The sequence below is a fragment of the Paraburkholderia sp. genome (assembly GCF_024281035.1).
Lineage (GTDB): Bacteria > Pseudomonadota > Gammaproteobacteria > Burkholderiales > Burkholderiaceae > Paraburkholderia.
The window spans coordinates 44,567-59,938 of the sequence record NZ_JAMXLH010000050.1; the positions used below are offsets into that span (position 1 = coordinate 44,567).

General features: G+C 65.9%; 13 protein-coding genes and 1 riboswitch. Of the genes, 3 read left to right on the forward strand and 10 right to left on the reverse strand.

Annotated features, from left to right (window positions below; genetic code table 11):
* Nucleotides 1-3: 3 nt before the first annotated feature.
* The 8 genes from glyS to miaB all read right to left on the reverse strand — a co-directional run bounded on the left by glyS (nt 4) and on the right by miaB (nt 10,343).
* Complete coding sequence (gene glyS / locus Q0L30_RS16455; RefSeq protein WP_296658444.1) at nt 4-2,103, reverse strand: glycine--tRNA ligase subunit beta; 2,100 nt, start codon at nt 2,101-2,103, stop codon at nt 4-6.
* A gap of 17 nt (nt 2,104-2,120) precedes the next feature.
* Nucleotides 2,121-3,128, reverse strand: coding sequence for a glycine--tRNA ligase subunit alpha (gene glyQ, locus Q0L30_RS16460; RefSeq protein ID WP_296658447.1), 1,008 nt, complete (start codon nt 3,126-3,128; stop codon nt 2,121-2,123).
* A 315-nt stretch (nt 3,129-3,443) separates the two neighbouring features.
* Nucleotides 3,444-5,165, reverse strand: a complete 1,722-nt coding sequence (gene lnt, locus Q0L30_RS16465) for an apolipoprotein N-acyltransferase (RefSeq protein WP_296658449.1) — start codon at nt 5,163-5,165, stop codon at nt 3,444-3,446.
* A 316-nt stretch (nt 5,166-5,481) separates the two neighbouring features.
* The gene (locus Q0L30_RS16470; protein ID WP_296658451.1) at nt 5,482-6,375 is read right to left on the reverse strand and encodes an HlyC/CorC family transporter; all 894 of its coding nucleotides are present in this window, start codon (nt 6,373-6,375) and stop codon (nt 5,482-5,484) included.
* Between the two features lie 182 nt (nt 6,376-6,557).
* Nucleotides 6,558-7,304: a gamma-glutamylcyclotransferase gene (locus Q0L30_RS16475; RefSeq protein WP_296658453.1), complete on the reverse strand. Its 747-nt coding sequence runs from the start codon at nt 7,302-7,304 to the stop codon at nt 6,558-6,560.
* Nucleotides 7,305-7,330: 26 nt separating this feature from the next.
* Nucleotides 7,331-7,807, reverse strand: coding sequence for an rRNA maturation RNase YbeY (gene ybeY / locus Q0L30_RS16480; protein WP_296658456.1), 477 nt, complete (start codon nt 7,805-7,807; stop codon nt 7,331-7,333).
* Nucleotides 7,808-7,832: 25 nt separating this feature from the next.
* Nucleotides 7,833-8,936 carry a PhoH family protein gene (locus tag Q0L30_RS16485; RefSeq protein WP_296658458.1) on the reverse strand — a complete coding sequence of 368 codons (1,104 nt, stop codon included), beginning with the start codon at nt 8,934-8,936 and terminating at the stop codon, nt 7,833-7,835.
* 33 nt (nt 8,937-8,969) lie between these two features.
* Nucleotides 8,970-10,343: a tRNA (N6-isopentenyl adenosine(37)-C2)-methylthiotransferase MiaB gene (gene miaB / locus Q0L30_RS16490; RefSeq protein ID WP_296658460.1), complete on the reverse strand. Its 1,374-nt coding sequence runs from the start codon at nt 10,341-10,343 to the stop codon at nt 8,970-8,972.
* Between the two features lie 453 nt (nt 10,344-10,796).
* A riboswitch (FMN riboswitch) is annotated at nt 10,797-10,987 on the forward strand.
* 174 nt (nt 10,988-11,161) lie between these two features.
* On the opposite strand from miaB, the gene ribB reads away from it, so the two are divergent.
* Nucleotides 11,162-11,893 carry a 3,4-dihydroxy-2-butanone-4-phosphate synthase gene (ribB, locus tag Q0L30_RS16495; protein ID WP_296658463.1) on the forward strand — a complete coding sequence of 244 codons (732 nt, stop codon included), beginning with the start codon at nt 11,162-11,164 and terminating at the stop codon, nt 11,891-11,893.
* A gap of 184 nt (nt 11,894-12,077) precedes the next feature.
* On the opposite strand, the gene Q0L30_RS16500 is transcribed toward ribB, so the two are convergent.
* Complete coding sequence (locus Q0L30_RS16500) at nt 12,078-12,764, reverse strand: HAD family hydrolase (RefSeq protein WP_296658465.1); 687 nt, start codon at nt 12,762-12,764, stop codon at nt 12,078-12,080.
* A 185-nt stretch (nt 12,765-12,949) separates the two neighbouring features.
* On the opposite strand from Q0L30_RS16500, the gene Q0L30_RS16505 reads away from it, so the two are divergent.
* Complete coding sequence (locus Q0L30_RS16505) at nt 12,950-13,345, forward strand: hypothetical protein (protein WP_296658468.1); 396 nt, start codon at nt 12,950-12,952, stop codon at nt 13,343-13,345.
* 266 nt (nt 13,346-13,611) lie between these two features.
* Here Q0L30_RS16505 and Q0L30_RS16510 read toward each other — a convergent pair whose 3' ends face one another.
* Entirely contained in the window at nt 13,612-13,809 is a 198-nt protein-coding gene (locus Q0L30_RS16510) for a hypothetical protein (protein WP_296658469.1), read from the reverse strand.
* Nucleotides 13,810-14,420: 611 nt separating this feature from the next.
* Here Q0L30_RS16510 and Q0L30_RS16515 point away from each other — a divergent pair.
* The gene (locus tag Q0L30_RS16515) at nt 14,421-15,224 is read left to right on the forward strand and encodes a ferritin-like domain-containing protein (protein ID WP_296658981.1); all 804 of its coding nucleotides are present in this window, start codon (nt 14,421-14,423) and stop codon (nt 15,222-15,224) included.
* Nucleotides 15,225-15,372: the final 148 nt, after the last annotated feature.

Sequence of the window (15,372 nt, forward strand, 5' to 3'; positions counted from 1 at the left end):
GCATCACGCGGCGAGCCGCGAAATGTCCGCAACGCTGTTCATCTGGCGATGCAGCGCCTTGAGCAGCGCGAGGCGGTTGGCCCGCAGCGCCGGGTCTTCGGCGTTGACCATCACGTCGTTGAAGAACATGTCCACGGACTCGCGCAGTGCCGCAAGCGCGGTAAGCGCGCCCGTGTACTCGCGTGCGGCGAGCTGCGTTTCGACGCGCGGCGTGACGGCTTCGAGCTGGGCATGGAGCGCTTTTTCGGCGGCTTCGACGAAGAGGGAGATCTGCACACCCGCATCCCCGGCGCCATCGGACTTCTTGAGGATGTTCGAGATGCGCTTGTTCGCAGCCGCGAGCGACGCGGATTCAGCGAGCGCCGCGAATTCGCGCACGGCGTCGAGGCGCGCGACGATGTCGTCGAGGCGCGTGGGGTTCAACGCGAGCACCGCGTCGATTTCGGCGGCGGCGTAACCGCGCTCGCGCAGCAGGCCGCGCAGGCGGTCCATGCAGAACTCGTAGATCGCGTCGGTGGAATCGGTCACGGCCGGGACGTTCGCGAATTGCGCGGCGGCGGCGCGCAGCAGTTCGACGAGGTCGAGCGGCAACTGCTTCTCGACCAGAATGCGCAGCACGCCGAGTGCGTGGCGGCGCAGCGCGAACGGGTCTTTCTCGCCGGTCGGCGCGAGGCCGATGCCCCAGATGCCGACGATCGTCTCCAGCTTGTCCGCAAGCGCGGCGATCGTGCCCGTGGGCGTGCCCGGCAGTGCGTCGCCGGAGAAGCGCGGCTGGTAGTGCTCGGAACACGCGAGCGCCACTTCTTCGGCTTCGCCGTCGTGGCGCGCGTAGTAGGTGCCCATCGTGCCTTGCAGCTCGGGGAACTCGCCGACCATGTCGGTCAGCAGATCCGCCTTCGCGAGGCGTGCGCCGCGCTTCGCGAGCGCGACGTCGGCGCCGCACAGCTGCGCGATTTCGCCCGCGAGCGCTTCGAGGCGCTCCACGCGCTGAAGCTGCGAGCCGAGCTTGTTGTGATACACGACGTTCGCGAGCAGCGGCACGCGCTGTGCGAGCGGCTTCTTCTTGTCCTGCTCGAAGAAGAACTTGGCGTCGGCCAGACGCGGGCGCACGACGCGCTCGTTGCCTTCCACGATTTCGACCGGCGTGTCGGTCGCGATATTCGAGACGATGAGGAAGCGCGAGCGCAGGCGGCCTTCGGCGTCGGTAAGCGCGAAGTATTTCTGGTTCGTCTGCATCGTGAGGATCAGGCATTCCTGCGGCACTTGCAGGAATTCGTCCTCGAACTTGCACGCGTACACCACCGGCCATTCGACGAGCGAATTCACTTCGTCGAGCAGCGCGTCGGGCATCACGACCTGGTCGGCGAGCGCGGCGGCGATCAGCTGCGAGCGGATCGATTCGCGGCGGTCCGCGTAGCTCGCGATCACGAAGCCCTTATGCTGCAGCGTGTGCGCGTAGTCGTCGGCGCGCGTGATCGCAATCGGGCCTTCGGACAGGAAGCGGTGGCCGCGCGTCGTGTCGCCGGCGTCGATGCCGAACGCCGTCACCGGCACGATCTTGTCGCCGTGCAGCACCGTGAGACGGTGCACCGGGCGCACGAACTGCACGTTGGTGTCGTCCGGGCGCTGGTACGTCATGACCTTCGGAATGGGCAGCTTCGTGAGCGCTTCGTCGAGCACGGCCTGCAGGCCGTCGGCGAGCGTCGCGCCCGGCGCCGCGTAATTCAGGAAGAACGCTTCGTTCTTGCCGTCCGAGGCGCGCTCCAGCTCGCTCACCGGGGTGTCGGGGAAGCCGAGTGCCGCGAGCTTCTTCGCGAGCGGCGCGGTGGGCTGGCCATTGGCGTCGAGCGCAACCGTGACCGGCAGCACTTTTTCGCGCACCTGCTTTTCAGGGGCGACGCTGCGCACGTTCTTGATCGTCACCGCGAGGCGGCGCGGCGTGGCGTAGCGGTCGAAGGAGAGATCGCCTTCGATCAGGTCGCGCGCGGCGAGGCGCTGCGCGATGCCTTCGGCGAACGCGTCGCCGAGGCGCGCGAGCGCTTTCGGCGGCAGTTCCTCGGTCAGCAGTTCGACGAGGAGAGTGGCGTGATGAGCTTGGGTCATTGTTGTCGGAAATCCGGTCATTCCTCGTCGAGCTTGCGTTCGACCTTCAGCGGCGGTGCCCACGCGGGCATCGCGGCGTCCTGTTCGTCGGTGGTGAGGCCAGGCACGCCGTGCACCGGATTGCCGAGCATCGGGAAGCCGAGCTTCTCGCGCGAGTCGTAGTACGACTGCGCGACGCTGCGTGACAGCGCGCGGATGCGGCCGATATACGCCGCGCGCTCGGTCACCGAGATCGCGCCGCGCGCGTCGAGCAGGTTGAACGTGTGAGCGGCCTTGAGCACGAGTTCGTAGCCGGGCAGGGCGAGCTGAAGCTCCATCATGCGCTTCGCTTCGCTCTCGTACGCGTTGAAGAACGTGAACAGCAGGTCGACGTTCGCGTATTCGAAGTTATACGTCGATTGCTCGACTTCGTTCTGGTGATAGACGTCGCCATAGGTGAGGCGGCGCAGTTCGGGGCCGTTCGGGCCTTGCTCTTCCCATTCGGTCCAGACGAGGTCGTAGACGTTCTCGACCTTCTGCAGATACATCGCGAGACGTTCGAGCCCGTAGGTGATTTCGCCGAGCACCGGCTTGCAGTCGAGGCCGCCCACCTGCTGGAAATAGGTGAACTGCGTGACTTCCATGCCGTTGAGCCACACTTCCCAGCCGAGCCCCCACGCGCCGAGCGTCGGATTTTCCCAGTCGTCCTCGACGAAGCGCACGTCGTTCTGCTTCAGATCGAAGCCGAGCGCTTCGAGCGAGCCGAGGTACAGGTCGAGGATGTTTTCGGGCGCGGGCTTGAGCACCACCTGGTACTGGTAGTAGTGCTGCAGGCGGTTCGGGTTTTCGCCATAGCGGCCGTCCTTCGGGCGGCGCGACGGCTGCACGTAGGCGGCGCGCCACGGCTCGGGGCCGATTGCGCGCAAGAAGGTGTGGACGTGCGACGTGCCGGCGCCGACTTCCATGTCGATCGGCTGGAGCAGCGCGCAGCCCTGCTTGTCCCAGTAAGACTGGAGCGTCAGGATGATTTGCTGAAACGTGAGCATGAAGTGCCTGCAGTGTCTTTGGGGCAGGAAGCGGCGGCTCCGGCGGCGCGCGAACGAGTCGTGCTGCGAGTTGTGCTACGACTCGTGCTGCGCCGCCTGGCTGCCCTGGCCGGTTGCCTCGGCCAGCTACCTTGGCCGGGAACGGCCTGGTGCTAAAACGCTGAATTTTACCGGATTGCCGGGGCGTTGAGGTTCGGGACCGTATTGCGCGGCGTGCGGGGTCGGTGCGGGTTGGGTGCGCGCCGTGTGCGGATTACGCGCGGGCGTCGCCGCGCGTCGTCTGAAACGGTGCGCAACAAGCGGTGCCCACGCGCCTTACTGCTCGTCCTGCGCCTTGCGGCGAGCGCGCCGCGCGGGACCGAATGCGAAGCCGAACGCGAGCATCAGGAGCGAAACCGCGATCACGGTGTTGTTGCCGCTCCTTACGTAGGGCGTGAAGCCCGTCGTGCCCTCGATGCGTACGTCGAGCGAGCCCGCCGTGTAGGCGGGCAGACGCGCGATCACGCGGCCGTGGGCGTCGATGGCGGCGGTCGCGCCGGTATTCGTCGCGCGCAGCATCGGCCGGCCGGTTTCGAGCGAGCGCATGCGCGCGATCTGCAGGTGCTGGTCGATTGCGATGGTGTCGCCGAACCACGCGAGATTCGTCGAATTGATCAGCACGCCGGGCGCGGCCGCATTCTCGCGCACGTTGCGCGCGATCTCTTCGCCGAAGATGTCCTCGTAGCAGATGTTGACGGCCACCGGCTGATTGTGGACGAGGAACGGCGGCTGCACGGGCGCGCCGCGCGCGAAATCGCCGAGCGGAATGTTCATGAGATTCACGAACCAGCGAAAGCCCCACGGCACGAATTCGCCGAAGGGGACGAGATGGTGCTTGTCGTAGCGGTAGAGGCCCGGCTGGCCTGGCGTGATGCCGAAGAGGCTGTTCGTGAAATCGTAGGCGCGTCCGTCCGGCGTCACGGTGGCGCCCACGGCGCCGAACAGGATCGCCGTGCCGGTCGAATCGGCGAAATGACGAATGGCGAGCCCGAACGGCCGGGGAATCTCCTGCACCAGCACCGGAATCGCGGTTTCCGGCGTGACGACGAGATCGGCGGGTTTTTCGGTGATGAGCGTCTGGAATTCGTCGAGCGCGGCATTCATGCCCTCGTCCGTGAATTTCATCTCCTGCTTCAGATTGCCTTGCAGCAGCCGCACGTTCAGCGGCGCGTTGGCGGGCTCGGTCCACGACACGAGCGGCAACAGCAACCCGGCGACGATGACGGCCAGTGCCGCGACCGCCGGTGTGGCGAAGGCGGCGCGCGGCGATCGGCGGGGTGCGTCCGATTCGGAGAGCGAAGACCGCTGTTGTGGATCCAGCGCGCGCACGAGCGCCTGCACGAGCAATGCCGCGACGAGCGCGAGCACCCAGCCGACGCCGAATACGCCCGCAAGCGGCGCGAAACCGGCGAGCGGGCCGTCCACCTGCGCGTAGCCGCTCGCGAGCCACGGAAAGCCGGTGAATACATAGCCGCGCGCCCATTCGCAGAGCGCCCACGCGGAGGCGAATGCGAAGGCGCCGTGCCAGGTCGGGGAGAAGGGTTGCTCTTGCGTGCGGCCGTTGCTTGCGTGCCCGGCGCAAAACGACCACAGACCGGCGGCGAAGGCGGGATACAGGCCGAGATAGAGCGAGAACAGCACGACGGCGCCGCCCGCGAGCGCAGCGGGCATGCCGCCGTAGTCGTGCATGCTCACATAGAGCCACCAGATTCCGGTGACGAAGTTACCGAAGCCGAAGGCCCAGCCGGTGAAAAGCGCGCTCTTCCAGCCGGTCGTGCGCGTGAGCCACAGGTAGAAGGCCGTGAAGACCGCGATCTGGAGCCAGCCGCCTTGCGGTGTCGGCGCAAACGAGGCCGTGTTCAGCGCGCCCAGTGCGGCGGCGGCGAGATAGTGCCAGGCGGGCAGCGCGCGGCGCGCAGCGCCGTTTCTGCCATTGGTGCTGGCAGGCGTGGCGGAGGGCGCGCTTTCGCGCGTGGGGGAGTGGAGCTGTTCTGCCATTTAATCGGGTTGCGCGTCGCGCGGTTGCTCGAGGTCTGCTGCGGCGGCGCCCAGGGCGCGCCAGCGAGCGCAACGATAGCACTTTCGTGCGTCGGATTCGGTGTCGCTAACCGGATGGCCAGGCCGCACGGGCCTTGGCTGTCTGGTTGCGGTGCGCGCGGTGCGTGCGAGCGGTGTGCAAACGGCGTGGAAGTAACGTGCAAACGGCGGGCCTTGGCCCGCCACCGCTTGTTTCGGCGTGTCGCAACCTGTCGCTCAGGGCCGGTGCACGCGGTGCGGCGGTTCCCGGCCCGGGCTCGGCCCGGCGATGTGCGGCTCAGGTCCCTTGCGGCTGCAACTCGCTCTCGCGCTGACCGGCCAGCGGGTCGCGCCGCACGAGCAGCATGTGCACCTGACGCGCGTCGGCGCGCTGCACCTCGAAAATCAGCTTGCCGATGCGCGCTTTCTCGCCGCGATGCGGCACGCGCCCGAAGTGATGCGTGACGAACCCGCCGATCGTGTCGACTTCCTCATCGGAGTAATCGGTGCCGAACGTTTCGTTGAACTGCGCGATCTCGGTGAGCGCGCGTACGCGAAAACGGCCGTCCGGCGCGGCGATGATATTGCCGCTTTCCTCGTCGAAATCGTACTCGTCCTCGATATCGCCGACGATCTGCTCCAGCACGTCCTCGATCGTGATGAGGCCCGCGACGCCGCCGTACTCGTCGACGACGATCGCCAGGTGGTTGTGGTTCACGCGAAAGTCGTGCAGCAGCACATTGAGCCGCTTCGATTCCGGAATGAACACCGCCGGGCGCAGCATGCCGCGCACGTCGAATTCTTCCTGCGCGTAGTAGCGCAGCAAATCCTTCGCGAGCAGCACGCCGATCACGTTGTCGCGGTTGCCGTCGTAGACCGGATAGCGCGAGTGCGCCTTGTCCAGAACGAACGGGATGAATTCGTCAGGTGTTTCGGCGATGTTGATCGCGTCCATCTGGGCGCGCGGCACCATGATGTCGCGCGCGCACAGTTCGGACACCTGGAACACGCCTTCGATCATCGAAAGCGAATCGGCGTCGATCAGGTTGCGTTCGTGGGCGTCCTGGAGGATTTCCAGAAGCTCGGCGCGCGAGTCGGGCTCGGGCGAGATGAAGTCGGTCAGCCGCTCGAGGAGGGAGCGCTTTTCCTGCGGTTTGTCGGTATGTCGTCGACTGGGATAAGAGTCGTTCATGGTGGTGCGCCTTCGGGCCGGACGGGCTGGGCGCGTTGTTGCGGAATGGTTAAGGATACAACACGACCGTGGCGCGTCCGTGTCGCCGTGTCGGTAAGGCCGGTCAATCAATCGTAACGCAGATGATGCCCGGGTGCTCGGCGCGGCGAAGCGCCGCCGCGCGCGCCGGGATTCGCAGACCGTCAGGCGCAGCGCGCGAGCAAGTGCTCCAGCGCGCGGTCGGGCATGCCGCTTTCGCGCAGCGCCTGGGTCGTGCGCAATACGTAGTCGAGTGTCGTTCCGTAGCGGCCCGATGCGCAGCCGAGTACGGTGCGCACGGTTTCGTCGGTGAGCTTGCCGGTGTAAGTGGGCACGTCGCGGCGCATGACGAAGGCGAGCGCCGCGACGCGCTGCCCGTTCGCGAGCGCGCACGGCAGCCACGCCGGTCGATACGAACCCATCACCATTTCGCGCCGCCACAGCGCTTCGAGGTGCGGCATCACGCCTTGCGCGGCGAGCCGGAAGGCCACGCCGGTACACGAGCCGCCGCGATCCAGCGCGAGCACGAGACCGGGCTGCTCGGGCGTGCCGCGGTTCACGCGCGACCAGAGATAGAGCCCGCGGTGGTAGCCATGCACGCGCGCGCGAACGTTCTCGACCGTCGGCAGCCCCGGGTTCCAGATCAGCGAGCCATAGCCGAAGAGCCACAGGTCGCTCGTGCGGTCCCAGCCCTCGAGCGCGCAGTCGAGCGACGCGCGCAGTTCGGCGTCGGTGAGAACGCGCGATTCGCCGAGATACGGCGGATAGCCGGGGCAGGGCGCGCGCGCGGCGCTGCCGCGTTGGCTGACGGGGTTGGCGACTGGGTTGGTGACTGAGTTGCCGACTGAGCCGGCGCTTGGCCCATCATCGGCCAGAAGCTCGGGGATTTTGTCGGAGGCTTTTGCGCTCATGTCGTGCGGGTCGGCGAGCGGCAGCCTTAGCGGTCCGAACCCGGCCGGTACGGGTCCGGGTAGCCGAGCGAGGTGAGGATCTGCGTTTCGATGCCTTCCATCTCTTCGGCTTCGGCCTCGTCCTCGTGATCGTACCCTTGTGCGTGCAGCGTGCCGTGCACGAGCAGATGCGCGTAGTGGGCGGCGAGCGGCTTGCCCTGCTCGGCGGCTTCCTTCTCGACCACCGGGCAGCACAGGATCAGGTCGCCCGTGACCGGATCGTCCTCACTCTCCGCGTAGGCGAACGTGAGCACGTTGGTCGCGTAGTCCTTGCCGCGCCAGGTGCGGTTGAGCGCGCGGCCTTCCTCGGCGTCGACGAAGCGCACGGTCAGTTCCGCGTCGGCGAAGAGCGCGGCCTTCACCCACGTCGCGATGGTCGCGCGCGGCAGCGCCGCCTTGTGCTGGGCGAACGCCTTCGCGGCGGGAAACTGCACGGTCAGCTTGAGTTTCGGTGTGGGGGCCATAAAGCGCTTACGGTGTTCCTGACATTCAGCGGGCGTCGCCGTTGCCTTCGTCTTTCCTGGCGTGGGCGTCATAGGCCTCGACGATACGCGCGACGAGCGGATGGCGTACGACGTCTGCACTCGTGAAGCGCGTGAGCGCGATGCCGCGCACATCGCCCAGCACCTGCTGCGCTTCGATCAGGCCGCTCTTGTGGCCGCGCGGCAGGTCGACCTGGGTGGTGTCGCCGGTCACGACCGCCTTCGAGCCGAAGCCGATGCGCGTGAGGAACATCTTCATCTGTTCGGGCGTGGTGTTCTGCGCCTCGTCGAGAATGATGAACGCGTGATTGAGCGTGCGCCCGCGCATGTAGGCGAGCGGCGCGATTTCGATCATCTGGCGCTCGAACATCTTGGCCGTCTTGTCGAAACCGAGCAGGTCGTAGAGCGCGTCGTACAGCGGACGCAGATACGGATCGACCTTCTGCGCGAGATCGCCCGGCAGGAAGCCGAGCCGTTCGCCCGCTTCGACGGCCGGACGGGTGAGCACGATGCGCTTGACCTGGTCGCGTTCGAGCGCGTCGACGGCGCAGGCGACCGCGAGATAGGTCTTGCCGGTGCCCGCCGGGCCGACGCCGAACGTGACGTCGTGCGAGATGATCTGCTTGAGGTATTCGCGCTGCGCGGGCGTGCGGCCGCGCAGGTCGGCGCGGCGCGTGTAGAGCTTCGGGCCGGGTTCTTCGGCGTCGATGTGGTCGCCCACGGGCTCGTCGAACGGATGATCGGGGTCGCCGCGAAAACGCGGGTCGATCGGCTCGCCGCCGTTTTCGCCATTACCGCCGTTGCCGCCACTGCGACCGTTACGCGGATCGTTCGCCGGATTGCCGGGATGGCGGGCCTCGACGAGCGCGAGCTGGATATCGTCGACGGAGATCGGATCGCGCGCCCGGTTGTAGAAGTTTTCGAGCGCGGCGAGCGCGAGTTTCGCGCCGCGTCCTCGGATCGTGATGCGGTGGCCGCGGCGCGACAGCGTCACGTCGAGCGCCTGTTCGATTTGCCGCAGATTTTCGTCGAGCGGGCCGCACAGATTCGCGAGCCGCGCATTGTCGTCGCGCGGTGCGGTGAATTCCAGATGCTGCTGTTGGGTCTTCAAGGTATCGATGAACTCCGGTTTCGGGGCTCTTGCTCAGTGCGGGAGCGCCGACGTGTCTTCGTGCGTGAGCACGAGTTCGCCGCGCAGCGAATGCGGATATGCGTGATCGATCTTCACGTCGATCATCTGGCCGATCAGGCGCGCGTGCGTTTCGGGCGCTGCCGGGAAATTGACGACACGGTTGTTCTCGGTGCGGCCCGACAGCTCGTTCGGGTCCTTGCGCGAGGGGCCTTCGACGAGAATGCGCTCGATCTTGCCGACCATCGACTGGCTGATGCGCTGCACGTTCTCTTCGATCGTCGCCTGCAGGTGTTGCAGGCGCTTGAGCTTCACTTCGCGCGGCGTGTCGTCCTGCAGGTTCGCGGCCGGCGTGCCGGGACGCGGGCTGTAGATGAACGAGAAGCTCGTGTCGTAGCTCATCTCGGCGACCAGCGCCATCGTCTTCGCGAAGTCCTCGTCGGTTTCGCCCGGGAAGCCGACGATGATGTCGGTGGACAGCGACAGGTTCGGCCGGATCGCGCGCAGCTTGCGGATCACCGACTTGTATTCGAGCACGGTGTAGCCACGCTTCATCGCCATCAGCACGCGGTCGGCGCCGTGCTGCACCGGCAGGTGCAAGTGGCTCACGAGCTTCGGCACCTTCGCGTAGGTGTCGATCAGGCGCTGCGTGAATTCCTTCGGATGCGAGGTCGTGTAGCGGATGCGCTCGATGCCGGGGATGTCCGCGACGTATTCGATCAGTGTCGCGAAGTCGGCGATGTCGTGCGAGCCCGCGGTGAGCGCGCCGCGATAAGCGTTCACGTTCTGGCCGAGCAGCGTGACTTCGCGCACGCCCTGGTCGGCGAGGCCGGCGATTTCGGTGAGCACGTCGTCGAGCGGACGCGATACTTCGTCGCCGCGCGTGTACGGCACGACGCAGTAGCTGCAGTACTTGCTACAGCCTTCCATGATCGAGACGAAGGCGCTCGGGCCTTCCACGCGCGCGGGCGGCAGATGGTCGAACTTTTCGATCTCGGGGAACGAGATGTCGACCTGCGGGCGTCCCGAGACGCGGCGCGCGTCGATCATCTGCGGCAGGCGGTGCAGCGTCTGCGGACCGAACACGAGGTCCACGTACGGTGCGCGCGCAACGATGGCCGCGCCTTCCTGGCTCGCGACGCAGCCGCCGACGCCGATCAGCAAGCCCGGCTTCGCTTCCTTCAGTTCGCGCACGCGGCCGAGGTCGGAGAAGACTTTCTCCTGCGCCTTTTCGCGCACCGAGCAGGTGTTGAAGAGGATCACGTCCGCGTCTTCGGGCGTGTCGGTTTTCACGAGGCCTTCGCTTACGCCGAGTACGTCGACCATCTTGTCGGAGTCGTACTCGTTCATCTGGCAGCCAAAGGTCTTTACATAAACTTTCTTGGTCATCTGGATTCGCCGTTCGCAGTGGTTGACCTGGGGGCGTCGTCCATTGCTGCAACACTGGACTACGGTCAAAAAATGAGGGCTGAATCGGTCGGCAGGTCCGCTTTGCCATTCCGGCCGCTTGCCGCGGTCGTCACAGGTCTGGTGGTCTTCGCGCTTGCTTTTTGGCAACGGATTGTCGGGTTCCGATGCGGCATTTTGCGCACTTTTTTGCGCGATTTTCGACGCCACCGGGCCGCCTTTCAGCGTAATCGGACATTATAGCCGTTTGCGTTCCCCGGCTTCGTGCGCCGGGAAGGGGCGCACACGGGGCATATGCGGGGCGAACGCGGCCGTTTCGCCACCCGGCATGGCCGCGCTCGTTGCATGTGCAACTGTGCCGCACTGTCGTCGTGGTTACTCTGCATATCGCGGACGGCTGATGTATGCTTTGCCCGCCGGTTGATCCGGCAATCAGTGCGTCTTCAGGGCGGGGTGAAATTCCCCACCGGCGGTATGCCGGCCCAGGTCGTCAGGCCTGGCCAGCGAGCCCGCGAGCGCCTGCGCGAGCTTTCCAGTCCCGTGGTGTGAGCCACAGGCGTGCAGGGTCAGCAGATCTGGTGCGAAGCCAGAGCCGACGGTCAGAGTCCGGATGGAAGAAGATGTGCAGATGGTCATGCCCGCCCGGCCATTGCGGCTTTGCGGCCGTGCGCGAACACGCCTTTGCGGGTGTGCATTCAGAGGTGCAATTCGCGCGCGTCCCGAGTCCGTAGAGAAGGGTGTCCTGTCTGTTTACAATGCCCTGAAACGTTTTTCGCCCAACTTTTGCGAGGACGTTTCACATGCCTTTTATCCCCACCGCTATTTCAGCTTCTGCCGCTGCCGGGCAACCGCTCGACGCGATTCACGATCTCGAGTTGCTCGACGCCGCGCAGGTGCCGCCGCGCATCGCCGCCGCGCTGCAGGCCATGCGCGACGGCCGTCCGGTCGTGCTTCAGGACGATCACGACCGCGAGGACGAGGCCGACCTGATCGTCGCCGCCGAACGTCTGACCAACGAAACGATGGCGCTTTTCATCCGCGAATGCAGCGGCATTGTCTGCCTGTGCCTGTCCGACGAGAAAGTGCGCGCGCTTGAACTGCCGCCGATGGTCTCGCACAACGAAAGCCGCAACCGCACCGCGTTCACGGTCACGATCGAGGCGCGCGATGGCGTGAGCACCGGCGTATCGGCGGTCGACCGCGTGACGACGATCCGCGCCGCCATTGCCCCGAATGCGGTGCCCGCCGACATCGTGCGCCCGGGCCACGTCTTCCCGCTGCGCGCGCAGCCCGGCGGAGTGCTGGCGCGCCGCGGCCATACCGAAGGCACGGTCGATCTCGCCGCGCTCGCGGGTCTCGCGCCAGCGGGCGTGCTGTGCGAACTGATGAACCCGGATGGCACGATGGCGCGCGGCGAACAGGTGGAGCGCTTCGCGAAGCTGCACGGCCTGCCGATGCTGTCGATCGCGGAACTCGTGGAGTTTCGCGAGTCGCTCGCCGCGTTGCGCGAGCGCTGCGCCGAACCCGCCTGAAGCGGGGAGGACTCGCCGGTTCGCTGTAGCCGGCGAGGCAAGCCGTGGGGCAACCGGCGAGGCAATCGGTGAGATAAGCCGTGAGGCAAGCGGTGAAATAAGCGGCAAGGTGCCCGGATCACGCCGGGCTTGCTGCGCGCGAGCGCGCGGCGCCGTGCGCACGTCCCGCGCGGCGTCCCGCCCCTTACGACTGCACGTCGCCGAATTCGCCGCGCATGCCCGCCAGGACGAGAGCGGGCAATTGATCCATCCGTTCCATGATCCGGGTGATGCCCATCTTGCGCAGCACGTCGGCATAGCCCGACGGGATGTGGCTTGCGCCGACGAACGCGATGGTCTTCATCCCCGCCGCGCGTGCGGCGTTCAGGCCGGACACGCTGTCTTCCACGACGAGGCACCGCGCCGGTTCCACGCCGAGTTGTTCGGCGGCGAAAAGATAAACATCGGGGTAAGGCTTGGGCCGGGCGACCTGATCGGCGCTGAACACACGTGGGCCGAAGAGGGTGTCGAGCCCGGCGCGGCGCACCGATGCGCTCACGCGCGCCATACGGCTGTTCGACACGACGGCGGCCGGCAGCGGGATCTGGCGCAGCGCGTCGCGCACGCCGTTGATCGGGCTCACCGACGCGGCCAGCGCGGTGTCGACGTTGTGGTCGATGGTGGCGAGGAAGTCCTCGGGCATCGTGAGACCGAAGCGCGCGGCAACGTCTTCCAGAAAGCGCGAGGTTTGCTGGCCGAAGGCCGATTTCACGGCGGCGCGGAAGTCGATGCCGGGAAAGGTCTGCGTGAGTGTTTCGAACAGGACGCGGTCGGCGATGATTTCGCTGTCGACGAGTACGCCGTCACAGTCGCAGATGAGATGGTCGATCATGCGTAAAACGAAGAGCTGGGCGCCGAGGCGCTGGCGAAATGGGTGAAGCCGCCATGATACGTGCTTTTGCGGCGGCGCCCCGTGCGGCGCGGGTTGGCCGGCCGGCCAGGCCGAATGGCCGATAGGTGGCGCGCTCGACGCAATGCGACAATAGCCGCATCGACAGTCAGTGACCGGTTGCTCAAATGAAGACGGGGAAATACATGCGTGGACTTGCGATGATCGGCGCGGCGGCGGTGCTGGCGGGATGCGCGATTACGCCGCCGGGGGTTGAGGGCGGCTGGCGGGCGCCGTCGTTCGCCGCGTTACAGGGCATGTGCGGCGGCCATCCGGTCGATTTCGGCGCCGACGCCCCGGCCGTCTATTCCGCGACGCTCGACGCGTTCGTCGCGCATCGTCGCGGCAAGCTCACGCAGGACCAGTTCTGCGGCTTCCAGGCCGCGCTCGCGCAGCATTACGCGTCACTCGGCAAGAGCGGCGATCCGCAGGCGCGCGCGCGGTGGGTGACCTACCTGAACGAACAGCGGGCGCTGGCCGTGTCGTGGCGCGCGTCGGTCGACCCGACCTTGCGGGCGGGTTGAACGTAGTAAACGCGGCGCAAATACGCGGCGAACGCGCACCAGACGCGCACCAGATGTGCCGCCAACGGCTACGGTCGACCGGAAAAAAAGTGGTCACGCGGGCATGAAGCGCGCGGGTCCGCGTGACCATGCACTGCAGGCGCGTACAACTACAGCGATGCGCCTGCATCGGGGATGCGCTCGACAGAGCATTGCGGCGGACAATCCCGGTGTCCGCGCAAGTCGAAAGCGTTGACGGATTTACGGGGCGCGAGTGCCCCGCCCGCCTAAGTACACCGTTTGATGGCCCGTAACGCGGAGTTGCCGGTTTCAGTGAGTCGCCATTGCTGTCGGCCGGAAGCCAGCCGCTCCAGCTGGACGAGCTGTCGTTCGAGGAGGGCGTCCAGTTCTTCCCGCTCCATGTCGATCTGGTGCGGCGCGTCCTTCACTAGCAGCAGGGTGGCGAATTCATGCGGACTCAGCATCGTTCTCTCCGTGTTGCCGCATCAGAAGTCGGCGAAAGCGGCCCTCAGGGCGGCCCGGCGACAAAATGCGGTGGTGTGAGCGAAAGCCTGCACCCGTGCTGATCGCGCTCTGAAAATGCACTGCCGGTTTCGGCTGACGGATCGGACAGGCCAAACGCTGTCCAGCCCTGGATCGGCGACGGGGAACTGGAGTGTAGTCAACGAGACAGCGTTCTACAAATCACATTCCGAAAATTTTTTGATTGACATCGATGCGGCCCACAAGCGGGTGTGACGTTCGGCTAAAACCTTGATTTCACTTCAGGTTTTTGATGCGGCGCGACAATGCGCAGTGCATTGCGCGGCGGCGGCGCGCCGGTGCAGCAGCCCGGCGCGGGCGGCTGCGGGGCACGTTCAAGGCGTCTATTTCCGGAACTGCGGGGGCGAGTAGCGATCCGTGCTCGCGGACTGCAATCTCGCGAAACAACAGCTAAGATGGATTAAAGGTGGGTGATACCTTTCACCACGCTTATGCACCCGCCTTCTTGAATCGAAAGCTGCGCCCTGTGCGAGCACAGACTCCGCTTCGGGAGAACAAGACAATGCGCGACGCTATTGAGCCAGGCCATGAGATGCCCTGGCGAATCGAAGACATCGATTTCACGCGTATCGACCGCCAACGTGCTGTTGTGAACGAAGATCTGCTGTTGCTGCTGTGCGCATCCTCGTTCATCGAAAGCGGCTCCGACCTGTACACCAGTAACCTGAGCGTGTTCTTCAACGGCGACCCGGAAGTCTCCGAATGGCTCACCACCGAGTGGGAACCGGAGGAGCTTCAGCACGGCCGCGCGCTACAGACCTACATTCAGTACGTGTGGCCCGATTTCGACTGGGACACCGCGTTTCACAACTTCTTCGACGAGTATTCGAAGACCTGTTCGTTCGAGGAGTTCGAGAAGACGCGCGCGCTCGAAATGGTTGCGCGCTGCGTGGTCGAGACGGGTACCGCCACGCTCTACCGGGCGATCGGCGAATGCTCCGACGAGCCGGTGCTCAAGGAGATTGCCGGCCATATCCGCACCGACGAAGTGCGCCACTACAAGCACTTCTTCCACTACTTCAAGAAGTACAACCAGATCGAGGGCCACGGCAGGCTGGCGGTGCTCGGTGCACTGCTGCGCCGCGTAATGGAGATCAAGAACGAGGATTCGGAGATCGCGCTGCGCCATGTGTTTGCGATCCGCTATCCGGAGCGCGTGAGCGATCCTGCCTACAACCGCGAACTGACCGCGCGCGTGAGCCGTCTCGTGCGGCACAATCTCTCCGCCGACATGTGCGTGAAGATGCTGCTCAAGCCGCTCGATATCCCGGCGAAGATCCAGCCCGGCGTGCACTATCCGCTCGCGAAGATCACGCAGCACGTGTTCTTTCGCTGACGCACCGCGCGTGCGGCCCGCGTGCAGCACACAGGCCCGCCACGCCGCGGGCCTTTTCTTTTGCGCGGTACAGCCGCCGCAACGGCAATGCGAGCGGAAAAGCCAATCGGCGAAGCCGACCGCTTGGGGCACTCCTGCTCGACGCAAA